The sequence below is a fragment of the Polaromonas sp. P3_A5 genome (assembly GCF_056403055.1).
Map to the genome: position 1 here is coordinate 2,090,510 of NZ_JBFUGF010000001.1, position 12,626 is coordinate 2,103,135.

Sequence of the window (12,626 nt, forward strand, 5' to 3'; positions counted from 1 at the left end):
TCATGCCCCTTTCAATGTTCAGCCAGAACCGCCAGCCCATTCCCATCCTGGTCTATCACCAGATCGCCGAGGCGCCGCCAAAGGGCAGCCCTTTTCGCGGCCTGTACGTGGCACCTGCGGCCTTTGCGCGGCAAATGGCCTGGCTCAAACTACTCGGCTACACCGGCCTGTCCATGAGCGCCTTGCAACCTTACCTGCAGGGCGAGCGCAGCGGCAGGGTGATTGGCATCACTTTTGACGACGGCTACCGGAACAACCTCACGCATGCTCTGCCGGCGTTGGTGAAGCATGGCTTTTCGTCTACCTGCTACGCGGTCAGCGGGTTGTTGGGCAAAACCAATATCTGGGACGAGAACATCGGCATTCCGCAGACACCGCTGATGGACGAGGCCGAGATCCGCCAATGGGTGGCGGGCGGGCAGGAGATTGGCTCGCATACGTACCGGCACGTCAATCTGCTGGAAACCGACGAGTCTGGTTGTCGCCAGGAGATGGTGCTCGGAAAAACCGGGCTGGAGGCCGTCATAGCCCGGCCGGTCGAGCATTTCTGCTATCCCTACGGCCATTACGAGGCCAGGCACGTCGAGTTGGTCCGGGAACTGGGTTTTGCTACCGCCACCACCACACAGCGCAGTCGCTGCCATAGCGGCGCTGATCTGCTGCAGTTGCCGCGGGTGCCCGTACTGCGCTCAACCACCTTGCCGGTGTTCTGGCTCAAGATCGCCACGGCCTACGAGGACCGCCGGAAAAAATGAGCCCGCCCGATTCCCCATCCCAGAAACTGCGCGTTGCCGTCTTCAACCGCACTTTTTCGCCGACCGGCGGCGGCGCTGAGCGCTATTCCATCGCCCTGGTTGAACAACTCTCGGCCCGGCACGAAGTGCATGTGTTCGCGCAGGAAATTGATCACCAGTGGCCCGGCGTGACTTATCACAAGGTATCGGCCCCGATACGCAAGCCGCGCTGGATCAACCAGCTGTGGTTTGCCACAGCAACCTGGTGGGCGACGCGCCGCGGCTTCGACGTGGTGCACTCGCATGAAAACACCTGGCACGGCGAGGTGCAGACGGTGCACGTGATGCCGGTCAAACACAGCCTGTTCCAGGGTCGCGGTGGGCTGCGCCGCTTCCTGCGCTGGATCAAGGTTGTCACCAGCCCGCGTCTGCTGGCTTACCTGGCACTGGAGCGCGCGCGCTATACGCCGCACCCAGGCCGGCAGGTGGTGGTGACCTCCGAAAGTCTGCGGCCCATCATGGAGGCCGCCTATCCGGCGTGCCGCGCGGCCGTTTCGGTCGTGACCCCGGGCATCACGCTGCCCAGCTTGCCGGTGACGGCGGATCAAAAACGCGAGGCGAGGGCTCGGCTGGGCTTGCCGGCAGAGGGCCGTTGCCTGCTGTTTGTGGGCAACGATTACCGCAAGAAGGGCCTGGAGGCTTTGCTGCAGGCTCTGATGCAACTGCCGGCCGAGGTTGTGCTGGCGGTGGTGGGCAACCCGGCCCATATTGCAGAATTCCGCGCGCTGGCCGAGACGCTCAAACTCGGTGCGCGGGTGTTCTTCCTGGGTGCGCTCAAAGACGTCAGCCCAGCCTACGAAGCCGCCGATATCCTGGTGCACCCCACCTTCGAGGACACCTTTGCGATGGTGGTGCTGGAGGCCATGGCCCACGGCCTGCCGGTGGTGGTCAGCGGGCCGAAGTATTGCGGCATCGCCGGGCTGCTGGTGCAGGGTGCCAATGCGATGCTGCTGGACGATCCCCGGGATGCGGGCGAACTGGCGCGGGTGCTGGGGGATTTGCTGGGCCAGGCCGCGCTGCGGGAAACGCTGTCAGAGGGCGCGGCGGCCTTTGCCGCGCATTACCAGTGGCGGGAAATCGCACTGCAGCAGGAGGCGCTGTACTTTTCGGCGATGGCGGTGAAGGGCGCGGATTCCTGAAAACGCCTCAGGCCACCAGCTTGAAATGCTTGCGGCTGAAGTCCAGACCGGTCAGTGTCTCCACCTGCCGCATGAAATGGTATTTGTTTTCCTTGGGCGTGGGCTTGTAGGCCGGGTCGAGGTTCAGGACCGGTTCAGCCTCGGTGGCCAGCCATTGCCGCACGGCCTCGGGGTGCGTGCCGGTAAATGGGGCGAGGGCGCGGCGGTCGAACTGGCTGTAGGTGATCTGCGCCGCCAGGGCTTCGCCCCAGTACTTGCTGACCTGGTCCAGCTTCTTCTGCATTTCCTCGTTGCGGCGTATCCAGCCGTAGTGGTAGATATGCGCGTTGGCCAGTGCGGCCTGCGGGTTGCGCCCGCGCTTGTGTCGGGTGGTCACCAGCCAGTACTGGCCATCGGGTGCATAGCTGCGTATGGTGTTGCGGATCAAACGGCATTCGCGGCGGTACCAGCCGGGGCTGATGGAGATCCAGTCGGGCGAGCCGTAAAAATGCAGGTAATCGAAGACCAGCGCCTCGACGGCCGGGTTGTTGTGGTGGCGCTCGACGCTGGCGCGTATGGCGGCCAGTTCGCCCTCATGCACGACTTCATCGCCTTCAAGGTAGAAAGCCCAGTCGCCGGTGCACGAATACTGCGCGATCATTTTCTGCTGGGCATACACAAAGCCGCGGTCGGCCATGCGCTCGTTCCACAGGGTTTCGATGATGCGGATTTTCGGGTCGCCTATGGCCTTGACGCGCTCCAGCGTGTCGTCCTCGCCCTTGCCCACTGCCACGACGAATTCATCGACCAGGGGCAACAGGGAGCGGATGGAGGCCTCAAAGGGAAAGCCCAGGCCCACGCCGTTGCGAATAAAGGTAAAGCCGCTGATGGAGACTGGCATCGGAAAATGACTTTCTAGGCTGCGCCCTGGAAGCCCAGGCGGTAAAGGTGGGCATAAGCGCCGTTGTTCTGGAGCAGCTGAGCATGGCTGCCCTGCTCGACGATGCGGCCGGCGTTCATCATGATGATGCGGTCGGCATGCTGGATGGTGGACAGCCGGTGGGCGATGATCAGCGAGGTGCGGCCCGCGGCCAGCCGCTGTATGGCTTCCTGCACGGCTTTTTCCGACTCCGTGTCCAGTGCCGAGGTGGCTTCGTCGAGGATGAGCACGGGCGCATCCTTGTACAGCGCCCGGGCAATCGCCAGCCGCTGGCGCTGGCCGCCGGACAACTGCATGGCGTTGTGGCCGAGCACGGTGTCTATACCCTGCGGCAGTTCATCGAGCAGCTGGCCCAGGTTGGCGGCGGTCAGGCAGCGCATGACCTTGTCCCTGTCGAAAGACTGACCCAGCGCGACGTTGAAGGCCATGCTGTTGTTGAACATGACGACGTGCTGGCTTACGAAGGCGAACTGCGAGCGCAGCGAAGCCAGGTCCCAGTCCCGTAGTTCCGTGCCGTCCAGCAGTATGCTGCCGGCGCTGTAGTCGACAAAGCGCGGAAGCAGGCTGGCCAGCGTGGTCTTGCCAGAACCGGACGAGCCGACCAGCGCCACGGTCTCGCCGGCGCGTATCGCCAGGCTGATGCCGTCCAACGCCGACGGCGTATCCGGCTTGTAGACAACGCTGACGCCTGAAAATTCAATGTCGCCGGCGACCCTGGCCGTGCTGAAGCTGCCGCTGCTTTCGTCCTCGATGAGGTCGACCAGGTCCAGCCCGCGCTCGATCGCTGCCAGCCCTCGCGTGATGGGCGTGGCGCCGTCGGACAAGCTTTTTATGGGGGCGATCAGCAGCAGCATGGCCGTCACGAAGGCCACGAAGCCGCCCACAGTGGTGGTGTTTTCCGAGCCCTGGAGCAGGGCGATGGAGATGACGGCCGATAGCGCCATTGCGGCCAGCACCTGGGTGATGGCGCTCATGCCTGCGTAGGCGACGGTGGATTTGATGGACAGCCGCCGCAGCGTGTTGCTCAGCGCCTCGAAGCGCGAAGCCTGACCGGCCTGCGCGCCATGCAGCCGCACGTCGCGGTGAGCCAGCACGTTTTCTTCGACGACATAGGCCAGGTTGTCCGTGGCCACCTGGCTTTCACGGGTCAACCGGTAAAGGCGGCGCGTCAGTAGCTGAATCACCAGCGCGACGGCCGGGAACAGCAAGGAGACGATCAGCATCAGCTTCCAGTTCAGGAAGAGCAAGTAAGCCACCAAGGCCACCAGCGTGAGAACGTCGCGCGCCAGCTTCATGACCGCATTGATCATCATCGACGAGCCGTTGAACACCTCGTAGACAACGGTGTTGGCGATGGCGCTGGAGGACTGGTCCGCGAACAGCGACAGGCGCGAGCTCAGCAGTTTGCCGAACATCGCCCGGCGCAGCGACTGGAGGCCCTCGTTGGTGACCTTGGCCAGGGCGTACTGCGCCAGAAACCCGGAGAGTCCTCGCAGGGTGAAAAGCAGCATCAACGTCAGTGGAACCAGCCAGAGATTGAATGAGTCCCGCTGAAATCCCCGGTCCAGGAGTGGCTTGAGTAATGCCGGTACAAACGGCTCGGTTGCCGAAGCCACGATAGTGGCGCCAATGGCCAATGCCCATCCACCGCGTGAGCTGCTGAAATAAGGCCAGACTCTCGCAATCCTGTGCTGCAGGGACGGCTTTGATGGTGAATCCAAGGAGCCTGTTTCAGTGCTGCTGCTCATGCTATTGCTTCGTTTTTAGATCGACCAGCAGATTCTTGCGTCGGGCTGCGAAGCCCTAAAACCAGCAACAAACCGAGCAATACACAGAAAAAATCCCCGATCAGCGCGTCATAAATGGATGCATTGAAAAAGCACGAAGCAGCCAGTGCCAGCAAAGTGGACTGCACCGCCCGGGCACATGCTTTGTTCATCCCGGCGGTATCTTTGAAGATCGAAAACATCAACCCGCAAAGTAGAGCAATTCCGGGAATGCCCAGCTGAACTCCCCACAGCAGGTATTCCTGATGCGGATTTCCGTTTTGTACAGGCTTGTAATCCTGCTTTTCCCGTTGCTCAAGCCGGTTGTATTCGCTTGCCCAGCTCCCGGCCCCGGCGCCCAGAACCGGGTTGTCGCCAATCGACTGCACCGCCCTGTGCCAAAAATGGAGCCGAATGCCTGAAGAGCTTGATACTGCGCCGTAACCGGTTGCGATATCGGCACCTTTTTTAAAGGAAAAAGACTTTATTTCAGCCTGAGCTTCCACAATTCGCTGGTGCATTTTGGATGAACCAAATGAGAGAGCTACAAGAAAGATAAAAGGCAGAAGTACAGTGACTATTCGATAGCGCTTGGGTAGTTCCCACATGATGGCGCTCGACAGCAAAAGGATTGCCACCACGTGCCCGGTACGGCCACTCAGCACAAAAAAAACATTGCACAGCGCCAGGATCGCTGCCAATACAGCGAAATGTGGGCCAAAGCGCCCGGGGAAGAGGGCGCGTAAATGCCAGCAGACCGCCGCGAACACTCCGCTCATGATGCTCTGGTCCAGGTAGCTGGAGAATACGGCGTAGTTTGTCAGCGCCATATTGGAAGTGGCCCAGGGTACCGGTAGATGGAAAAAAAGCATCCAGGAACCGGCCAGCAAAAATACCTGTGCAGCAACAAATGTGGCAAACGCACACATCGCCTCGCGCGCATCGCGAACAAGAAATACGATCAGGATGATCTCAAGCAGCTTGCCATATTTTCCAACCGAGCTCAATGCATCGGTCAGTGGCGCAACGGTCCATATCAGGCTAAGCGTGAACGCGAACAGTATGACCAGCACGGCGATTGGTACGCGCAACCCTGCAAGCGGATTCTTGTATTGCCCGGTTTGTCGCGTGGCCAGCAGGGTAGCGAGCCCGCAAAGCACCAGCAAAAGCTTGGCAATACTGATTATTGCCATAGACAATCCAATAGAGGCCGTGGCTATGCAAATAATGGCGAGCCGAAAATTGAGCGTCTTTTTTAACAAAATGGTCGCAGTGAGTACCTGATGAGCAGCCCGCATTATCGGTGATTCCACACTTGGCGACGAGGGGAAAGCGTACGGGTCCTCTGCTATGCTGTCAGGGGATGAAGCAACGCAACTTCACTGGTAATTCCCCCTTGTGATCTTCTGAGTAGGCATTCGTTGGCAAGCTTGTCCGTCACCATCATCACCAAGAATGAGGCCCATAACATGGAGGCCTGTTTACGCTCGGTAGCTTTCGCTGATGAGGTCGTGGTTCTCGATTCAGGCAGCAGTGATGGAACTGTGGCCATTGCCCGGTCCATGGGAGCTCGCGTCAGCATCGATCATGACTGGCCCGGGTTTGGTGCCCAGAAAAATCGCGCATTGGCCCTGGCGAGTTCCCAATGGGTTCTTTCTCTGGACGCGGACGAAAGAGTTACCCCCGAGCTTCAGCGTGAAATCATCAAAGCGCTTCAGGCGCCGGCGTTTGACGTCTATTCTTTCCCTCGTCTTTCCAGCTATTGCGGGCAATATATGCGGCATTCCGGCTGGTATCCCGATCGTGTGACGCGACTGTTTCGGCGCGAGAGTGCCCGTTTTTCGGATGATCTTGTCCATGAAAAAATTCTTACGTCGAACCCGGTGGGGCAGTTGAACTCCTCCCTGCTCCACGAAAGTTTCACAAACTTTGAGTCGGTTCTCGACAAGGCCAACCGCTATTCCAGTGCCGGTGCCCAAGTGCTGCGCAGCAAGGGTAAAAAATCGTCGATCAGCAAAGCGCTCGGCCATGGTTTTTGGGCATTCTTTCGAACCTATTTTTTGCGCTTGGGTTTCATGGACGGGCGCATGGGGCTCGTGCTTGCCATTTCAAATGCCGAAGGTACCTATTACCGCTACCTGAAGCTTTGGTTGCTGCAACGGAATTCCGGCAAGTGAACGAGCACACCGTGAAGGTCAGCTTTATTGTGCTGACCTACAACCGGACCAATGCATTGCTGGTTGTTTTGAAGTCACTCGCAAATCAATGCGGGTCGGCGCATGAGGTCATCATTGCCGATGATGGATCTCGCGTGGATGAAGTGGAGATGCTCCATAAGCAATGTCCGGACTTCAAATGCTCCGTCCGCCACGTTTGGCACCCTGACGTGGGCTTTACCGCTGCGCAGGCTCGCAACCTCGGAGCCAGTCTGGCTACGGCCGACTATCTGGTTTTTCTCGACGGAGACTGCGTTCCCGGGCCGCGCTTTGTGGCGGAGCACGCCCGCCTCGCCGAACCAGGATGTTTTGTCAATGGAAGCAGGGTGCTCATCAGCCCGCGTCTTACAGAACGTGTAGTCAATGGCGCTATTGATTTACCCAGCCGTCCTGTATCGTTCTGGATTCGCGCCCGGCTGCAGGGTGATAGCAACAAATTATTGCACCTCCTGTCCTGGCCATGGCGTTTATTCAGGGTACAACAAGGTTTTCAGTGGCAAGGCATTCGCAGCTGCAATCTGGGTGTCTGGCGGAGGGATTTTTTTAACGTCAACGGATTTGACGAAACTTTTCAGGGGTGGGGTCATGAAGATGCCGACCTGGTGTTGAGGCTCAGCCATATGGGAATTCGGCGCAAAAATGGTTTTATGGGTACGGAAGTATTTCATCTTTGGCACCGAGAGAACACGCGCGACCAGGAATCCATCAATAAAAACAGGGTGCTCCAGCGCATGAAAACTGCTGTCACGCAGGCGGAGAAAGGGCTGGGCCAGATTGCCCCCCAAACACCCATCAAAATAACGCATTTGCATTGACCTCAAAAAAACCATGAGCATCACACCCCTTATTCGCCGTCGCACCATTGCTGGAATGCTGGTTGCTGCCACGCTCCCGGCAGTGCCGGCTCTGGCGCAATTTCGCGTTGAGGTTTCCGGAGTTGGCCTGACCCAACTGCCCATTGCCATCGCCACGTTTCGGGGAGAAGCGCAGGCGCCGCAAAAGATCGGTGCCATCGTCCGGGCAGACCTTGAACGTAGTGGCATGTTTCGGCCGATCGATACCGCAGGGATCGTCGCAGATGAGAATACCCGCCCGGATCTGGCCGCCTGGAAGCAAAAAGGCGCCGATTCGATGGTGACCGGCAGCATTTCTCCGTTGGCAGACGGTCGTTTCGACGTTCGTCTTCGCCTCTGGGATATCGTGCGCGGACAGGATTTGGGAGGCCAGAGTTACACGGTAGGACCTGCTGACTTGCGGCTGTCTGCACACCGCATTTCCGATTTTGTCTATGAAAAACTCACTGGCGAAAAAGGCATTTTCTCGACGCGTATCGCTTACGTGACCAAGGCGGCCCAGAAATATAACCTCTGGGTGGCCGACTCCGATGGTGAGGGCGCGCAGTCGGCCTTGACCAGCCCCGAACCCATTATTTCGCCCGCATGGTCACCCAACGGCTCGCAACTGGCCTATGTGTCGTTTGAGTCGCGCAAGCCGGTGATCTACGCGCACGATGTGGCTTCCGGCAAGCGACGCCTGCTGGCCAACTTTCGAGGCTCCAACAGCGCGCCGGCGTGGTCACCGGACGGCAAACAGTTGGTGGCGACACTGAGCCGCGACGGCGGTTCACAGCTCTATGCGATCGGCCTCAATGGGGGCGAGCCCAAACGGCTGACCCAGTCTTCCAGCATAGACACCGAGCCTGCCTTCTCGCCCGACGGACGCTACATCTATTTCGTGAGCGACCGCGGCGGCGCGCCGCAAATCTACCGCATGAGCCCCAATGGTGGCAATGCAGAGCGGGTCACCTTTACCGGGACCTACAACATATCCCCTGCGATCAGCCCCGACGGTCGATGGCTGGCCTATGTTTCCCGGGTGGGCGGCGCCTTCAAGCTGCACGTTATGGAACTTGCCAGCGGCACGGTCACTCCAATCACCGAAACCACGGCCGATGAGAGTCCGAGCTTTGCACCCAACAGCCGGTTGATTGTGTATGCCACCCAGCAGCAGGGCAGGGAAGCCCTGATGACCACAACGCTGGACGGCAAGATCAAGGCAAGACTGTCCGGGGCAAGCGGTGACATCCGGGAGCCCGATTGGGGCCCTTTCCAGCGGTGACCGGCAACACCCGGCATTATTTTTGTTTTCCATACGGCCTATTTTTTTGTAGAGGTACCTCATGAAACGCACCGTTTTTTCAATCATCTCCTCCCTTGTCCTGGCGGCCACGCTGACAGCTTGCGGCTCTGGCGTCAAGTTGAACGACGTGCCGGTCGAGGATCGCACCGGCACGACCCAGCAAGGCGGTACACCAGGCGCGACCGGCCGTGCTGTTGCGCCGGTACAGGTTGAAGGTGCCGATGCCTCGCTGGCAGGGCCGGCCAATACCACCAAGGTCATCTACTTTGACTTCGACAGCTATGTGGTCAAGCCCGAGTTCCAGGGAGCCATCGAGGCCCATGCCAAATATCTGACGGCCAACAAGGGCCGCAAGATGGCTATTGAAGGCCATACTGACGAGCGCGGCGGCCGCGAGTACAACCTGGCTCTGGGCCAAAGGCGCGCCGAGGCAGTTCGCCGCGCGCTGGGCTTGCTGGGCGTGGCAGATGCGCAAGTCGAGGCCGTTAGCTTCGGCAAGGAAAAGCCGGCAGCTACGGGCTCTGATGAGGAATCCATGGCGAAGAATCGCCGCGCTGAACTCAACTACCGTTAAACGGAGCCCGAACCGTGAACATGTTTCGGTATGCCGCGGTAGCCGCGGCCTGCGTGCTGGCGTTCAATGCAAACGCCGGCCTGTTTGAAGACGATGAGGCCCGCCGGGCGATCCTCGATTTGCGGCAAAAGGTCGATGCGTCGCAGCTGCGCATGGCCGATGACGTGCGGAAAAACACGGAAGACAATGCCCAGTTGCGCCGCAGCGTACTCGACCTGTCCAACCAGATTGAGGCACTGCGCAGCGAAGTCGCCAACCTGCGTGGGCAGAACGAAAACCTGACGCGCAGCGTGGCCGAGATGCAGCGCACCCAGAAAGACCTGACGACAGGCGTGGACGAGCGTCTGCGCAAGTTCGAACCCGGCAAAGTCAATGTGGACGGCAAGGAATTTGTGGCCGAGCCCGCTGAAAAACAGGAGTTCGAAACCGCACTGGCTACGCTTCGCAAGGGCGACTTCGCAGCAGCGCAGACGAGCTTCCTGGGCTTCCTGAAGCGTTATCCGCAAACCGGCTACCGGACATCGTCCCTGTTCTGGCTGGGCAATGCGCAGTACGCCCTGCGCAACTACCGCGATGCGGTGACCAATTTCCGCTCGCTCGTGACGGCTGAACCCGATCATATGCGTGCGCCGGAGGCCATGCTTTCGCTGGCCAACTGCCAGGTGGAACTCAAGGACACCAAGTCGGCCCGCAAGACGCTGGAGGACCTGGTCAAGACCTATCCCCAGGCCGAGGCGGCTTCCGTCGCCAAGGAACGGCTGGCCAAGCTGAAGTAAGCCGCACCTCGGGCAGGCTATCCGGCCGGCCCGGGGGCAAAGATCATTCGCCCCTAAAATCGGGCGATGGACATCTCCGCACTCAACAGTCTCACGGCCCAGGTTCTCTGGGCCGGTTTCATTCTCGCCATGGTTTTTGGCGCGATTGCCCAGCGAACGCACTTCTGCACCATGGGCGCCGTCAGCGACATCGTGAACATGGGTGACTGGACCCGTATGCGCATGTGGGGAATGGCGATCGGCGTCGCCATGATCGGTTTTTTCACCCTGGCCGCTGCCGGTGTGATTGACCCCGCCAAGACCTTGTACGCCTCCAACCGGTTTATCTGGCTCTCTGCGCTGGTGGGCGGCACGATGTTCGGTTTTGGCATGGTGCTGGCCTCGGGCTGCGGGAGCAAGACGCTGGTGCGTATCGGAGGAGGCAGCCTCAAATCCGTCGTGGTGTTCGCCGTGATGGGCATCGCGGCTTTCGCCACACTCAAGGGCATCACCGCCGTGGTTCGGGTGGCCACGGTCGACAAGGTGGCCGTTGAGTTCGCGGTCAATGCGACCCTGCCGAACTGGGTGGCGGGCGCCATCGGCATAACGCCCGCTGCCGCCGGCATAGGCCTGGCCATCCTCATCGGACTGGGCCTCATCGTCTGGGCCTTGTTCGGCAAAGAGTTCCGGCGCTTCGACAACCTGCTCGCGGGCTTGGGCATAGGCGGCGTCATTGCGGCCATGTGGTGGGTCAGCGGGCATCTCGGTTATGTGGCCGAGCATCCGGAGACGCTGCAGGAGGCCTTCCTGGCCACCAACTCGGGCCGGGCCGAGGCACTGAGCTTTGTCTCGCCGGTGGCCTATACCGTAGACTGGTTGATGTTCTTCAGCGACAAGAGCAAGGTGCTCACCCTGGGCATCGTGTCTGTGTTCGGGGTGGTGGCCGGCTCGGCCGTCTATGCCCTGCTGTCGCGCAGTTTCCGCTGGGAAGGCTTTCGCGACGCGGAAGACACCGCCAACCACCTGGTGGGCGCAACGTTGATGGGCGTGGGCGGCGTCTGCGCCATGGGCTGCACTGTAGGGCAGGGCCTGTCGGGCATCTCGACCCTGAGCGCCACCAGCTTTGTGGCGCTGGCGGCCATTCTCGCGGGCTGCGTGGCGGGATTGAAGTACCAGATCTGGCGGCTGGAACGTTCTGCCTGAGCACGTCCCGGCAACGATCCGCATTTCCAATGACATCCCTCATCGAAGAACTTCCCGCCGACTTGGAGCGCCGGTTCGGCGGCCTGGCGCGCCTTTACGGCGCGGCGGGGGCGCAGCGCATACGCCAGGCGCACGTTGTGGTTGTGGGTCTGGGCGGCGTGGGTTCCTGGGCGGCCGAGGCCGCGGCCCGCAGCGGCGTGGCCCGCCTGACCTTGATCGACCTCGACCACATCGCCGAATCGAACATCAACCGCCAGGTCCATGCGCTGGACAGCACGCTGGGGCAGGCCAAGGTGCAGGCCATGCGCGAACGCATCGCGCAGATTCACCCGGGCTGCCGCGTGGACGGCATCGAGGAATTTGTCGACACCGCCAACTGGCCGGGCATCCTGGGCCTCGAAGAGGGCTTTGACCGCAAGCAGCTGGCCGTCATCGACGCCTGCGACCAGGTGAAAGCCAAAACCGCCATGGCAGCTTGGGCGATTGCCAACAAGGTGAATCTGGTCAGTGTAGGCGCCGCGGGCGGCAAGCGGCTGGCGCACCGCGTGGACATCGACGACCTGTCGCTGGTCACGCACGACCCTTTGCTGGCGCAGCTGCGTTACCGCCTGCGCAAGGAGCACGGCGCGGCGCGCAAAGGCAAGATAGGCGTGGCCTGCGTGTTCAGCCGCGAAGCCGTGCTGCAGCCCGATGCGGCCGCTCAGAGCGACGGTAGCCTGAACTGCCACGGCTATGGATCGGTCGTCAGCGTAACCTCGACCTTCGGCCTGTGCGCGGCCGGCTGGGTACTCGACAAAATTGCGGCCTGAGTTTTTGCGGAGGCCTAAAAAATCACGCTATAATTCAAGGCTTTGCTGCCCTCGAAGCAGCAAATACCGGGATGTATCGCGAGATGCGTTCTTGGGACCATAGCTCAGTTGGTAGAGCAGCGGACTTTTAATCCGTTTGTCGTGGGTTCGACCCCCGCTGGTCCCACCAGAATTTCCGGGTTCTTAGCTCAGTTGGTAGAGCAGCGGACTCTTAATCCGTAGGTCGACAGTTCGAATCTGTCAGAACCCACCAAGTACATCAAGGACCTGGCCGCAAGGCCAGGTCCTTTTTTGTTGTTCTGCTGACAAGCT

At 60.4% G+C, this 12,626-nt stretch carries 12 protein-coding genes and 2 tRNA genes; 11 read left to right on the forward strand and 3 right to left on the reverse strand.

What is annotated here, in order from left to right:
* Positions 1-2 precede the first annotated feature (2 nt).
* Together AC1DU8_RS09935 and AC1DU8_RS09940 are read left to right on the forward strand one after the other, a co-directional pair.
* The gene (locus AC1DU8_RS09935; protein ID WP_477726685.1) at positions 3-755 is read left to right on the forward strand and encodes a polysaccharide deacetylase family protein; all 753 of its coding nucleotides are present in this window, start codon (positions 3-5) and stop codon (positions 753-755) included.
* Complete coding sequence (locus AC1DU8_RS09940) at positions 752-1,933, forward strand: glycosyltransferase family 4 protein (protein ID WP_477726686.1); 1,182 nt, start codon at positions 752-754, stop codon at positions 1,931-1,933. Before AC1DU8_RS09935 ends, AC1DU8_RS09940 begins: the two co-directional genes overlap by 4 nt.
* Before the next feature lie 7 nt (positions 1,934-1,940).
* On the opposite strand, the gene AC1DU8_RS09945 is transcribed toward AC1DU8_RS09940, so the two are convergent.
* From AC1DU8_RS09945 to AC1DU8_RS09955, 3 genes are read right to left on the reverse strand one after another with little or no spacing between them, the layout of a single operon-like run.
* The gene (locus tag AC1DU8_RS09945; RefSeq protein WP_457280822.1) at positions 1,941-2,813 is read right to left on the reverse strand and encodes a glycosyltransferase family protein; all 873 of its coding nucleotides are present in this window, start codon (positions 2,811-2,813) and stop codon (positions 1,941-1,943) included.
* Between the two features lie 14 nt (positions 2,814-2,827).
* Entirely contained in the window at positions 2,828-4,600 is a 1,773-nt protein-coding gene (gene msbA / locus AC1DU8_RS09950; protein WP_457280823.1) for a lipid A export permease/ATP-binding protein MsbA, read from the reverse strand.
* Positions 4,597-5,811, reverse strand: coding sequence for an O-antigen ligase family protein (locus tag AC1DU8_RS09955; RefSeq protein ID WP_477726687.1), 1,215 nt, complete (start codon positions 5,809-5,811; stop codon positions 4,597-4,599). Before AC1DU8_RS09955 ends, msbA begins: the two co-directional genes overlap by 4 nt.
* A 228-nt stretch (positions 5,812-6,039) precedes the next feature.
* On the opposite strand from AC1DU8_RS09955, the gene AC1DU8_RS09960 reads away from it, so the two are divergent.
* The 9 genes from AC1DU8_RS09960 (at position 6,040) to AC1DU8_RS10000 (ending at position 12,567) form a co-directional block, all read left to right on the forward strand.
* The gene (locus AC1DU8_RS09960) at positions 6,040-6,795 is read left to right on the forward strand and encodes a glycosyltransferase family 2 protein (RefSeq protein ID WP_477665985.1); all 756 of its coding nucleotides are present in this window, start codon (positions 6,040-6,042) and stop codon (positions 6,793-6,795) included.
* A complete protein-coding gene (locus tag AC1DU8_RS09965) occupies positions 6,792-7,649 on the forward strand; it encodes a glycosyltransferase family 2 protein (protein ID WP_457280826.1) in 858 nt (285 codons plus the stop codon). Before AC1DU8_RS09960 ends, AC1DU8_RS09965 begins: the two co-directional genes overlap by 4 nt.
* A gap of 13 nt (positions 7,650-7,662) precedes the next feature.
* The gene (gene tolB, locus AC1DU8_RS09970) at positions 7,663-8,952 is read left to right on the forward strand and encodes a Tol-Pal system beta propeller repeat protein TolB (protein WP_477665987.1); all 1,290 of its coding nucleotides are present in this window, start codon (positions 7,663-7,665) and stop codon (positions 8,950-8,952) included.
* Positions 8,953-9,013: 61 nt separating this feature from the next.
* Positions 9,014-9,547, forward strand: coding sequence for a peptidoglycan-associated lipoprotein Pal (pal, locus tag AC1DU8_RS09975; protein ID WP_457280828.1), 534 nt, complete (start codon positions 9,014-9,016; stop codon positions 9,545-9,547).
* Positions 9,548-9,567: 20 nt separating this feature from the next.
* Positions 9,568-10,323 carry a tol-pal system protein YbgF gene (gene ybgF, locus AC1DU8_RS09980; protein ID WP_457280991.1) on the forward strand — a complete coding sequence of 252 codons (756 nt, stop codon included), beginning with the start codon at positions 9,568-9,570 and terminating at the stop codon, positions 10,321-10,323.
* Positions 10,324-10,389: 66 nt separating this feature from the next.
* On the forward strand, positions 10,390-11,505 hold the full coding sequence (locus AC1DU8_RS09985) for a YeeE/YedE family protein (protein ID WP_457280829.1): 1,116 nt from the start codon (positions 10,390-10,392) through the stop codon (positions 11,503-11,505).
* 29 nt (positions 11,506-11,534) lie between these two features.
* A complete protein-coding gene (locus AC1DU8_RS09990; RefSeq protein WP_477726688.1) occupies positions 11,535-12,314 on the forward strand; it encodes a tRNA threonylcarbamoyladenosine dehydratase in 780 nt (259 codons plus the stop codon).
* A gap of 93 nt (positions 12,315-12,407) precedes the next feature.
* Positions 12,408-12,483: transfer RNA gene (locus tag AC1DU8_RS09995), tRNA-Lys, on the forward strand.
* Between the two features lie 8 nt (positions 12,484-12,491).
* Positions 12,492-12,567: transfer RNA gene (locus AC1DU8_RS10000), tRNA-Lys, on the forward strand.
* Positions 12,568-12,626: the final 59 nt, after the last annotated feature.

Excerpts from the sequence above, each read along its gene's own strand:
- pal (WP_457280828.1), top strand. The coding sequence starts at position 9,014 with ATGAAACGCACCGTTTTTTCAATCATCTCCTCCCTTGTCCTGGCGGCC.
- AC1DU8_RS09985 (WP_457280829.1), top strand. The coding sequence starts at position 10,390 with ATGGACATCTCCGCACTCAACAGTCTCACGGCCCAGGTTCTCTGGGCC.
- AC1DU8_RS09990 (WP_477726688.1), top strand. The coding sequence starts at position 11,535 with ATGACATCCCTCATCGAAGAACTTCCCGCCGACTTGGAGCGCCGGTTC.
- AC1DU8_RS09955 (WP_477726687.1), bottom strand. The coding sequence starts at position 5,811 with ATGGCAATAATCAGTATTGCCAAGCTTTTGCTGGTGCTTTGCGGGCTC.
- ybgF (WP_457280991.1), top strand. The coding sequence starts at position 9,568 with ATGTTTCGGTATGCCGCGGTAGCCGCGGCCTGCGTGCTGGCGTTCAAT.
- msbA (WP_457280823.1), bottom strand. The coding sequence starts at position 4,600 with ATGAGCAGCAGCACTGAAACAGGCTCCTTGGATTCACCATCAAAGCCG.
- AC1DU8_RS09940 (WP_477726686.1), top strand. The coding sequence starts at position 752 with ATGAGCCCGCCCGATTCCCCATCCCAGAAACTGCGCGTTGCCGTCTTC.
- AC1DU8_RS09935 (WP_477726685.1), top strand. The coding sequence starts at position 3 with ATGCCCCTTTCAATGTTCAGCCAGAACCGCCAGCCCATTCCCATCCTG.
- tolB (WP_477665987.1), top strand. The coding sequence starts at position 7,663 with ATGAGCATCACACCCCTTATTCGCCGTCGCACCATTGCTGGAATGCTG.
- AC1DU8_RS09945 (WP_457280822.1), bottom strand. The coding sequence starts at position 2,813 with ATGCCAGTCTCCATCAGCGGCTTTACCTTTATTCGCAACGGCGTGGGC.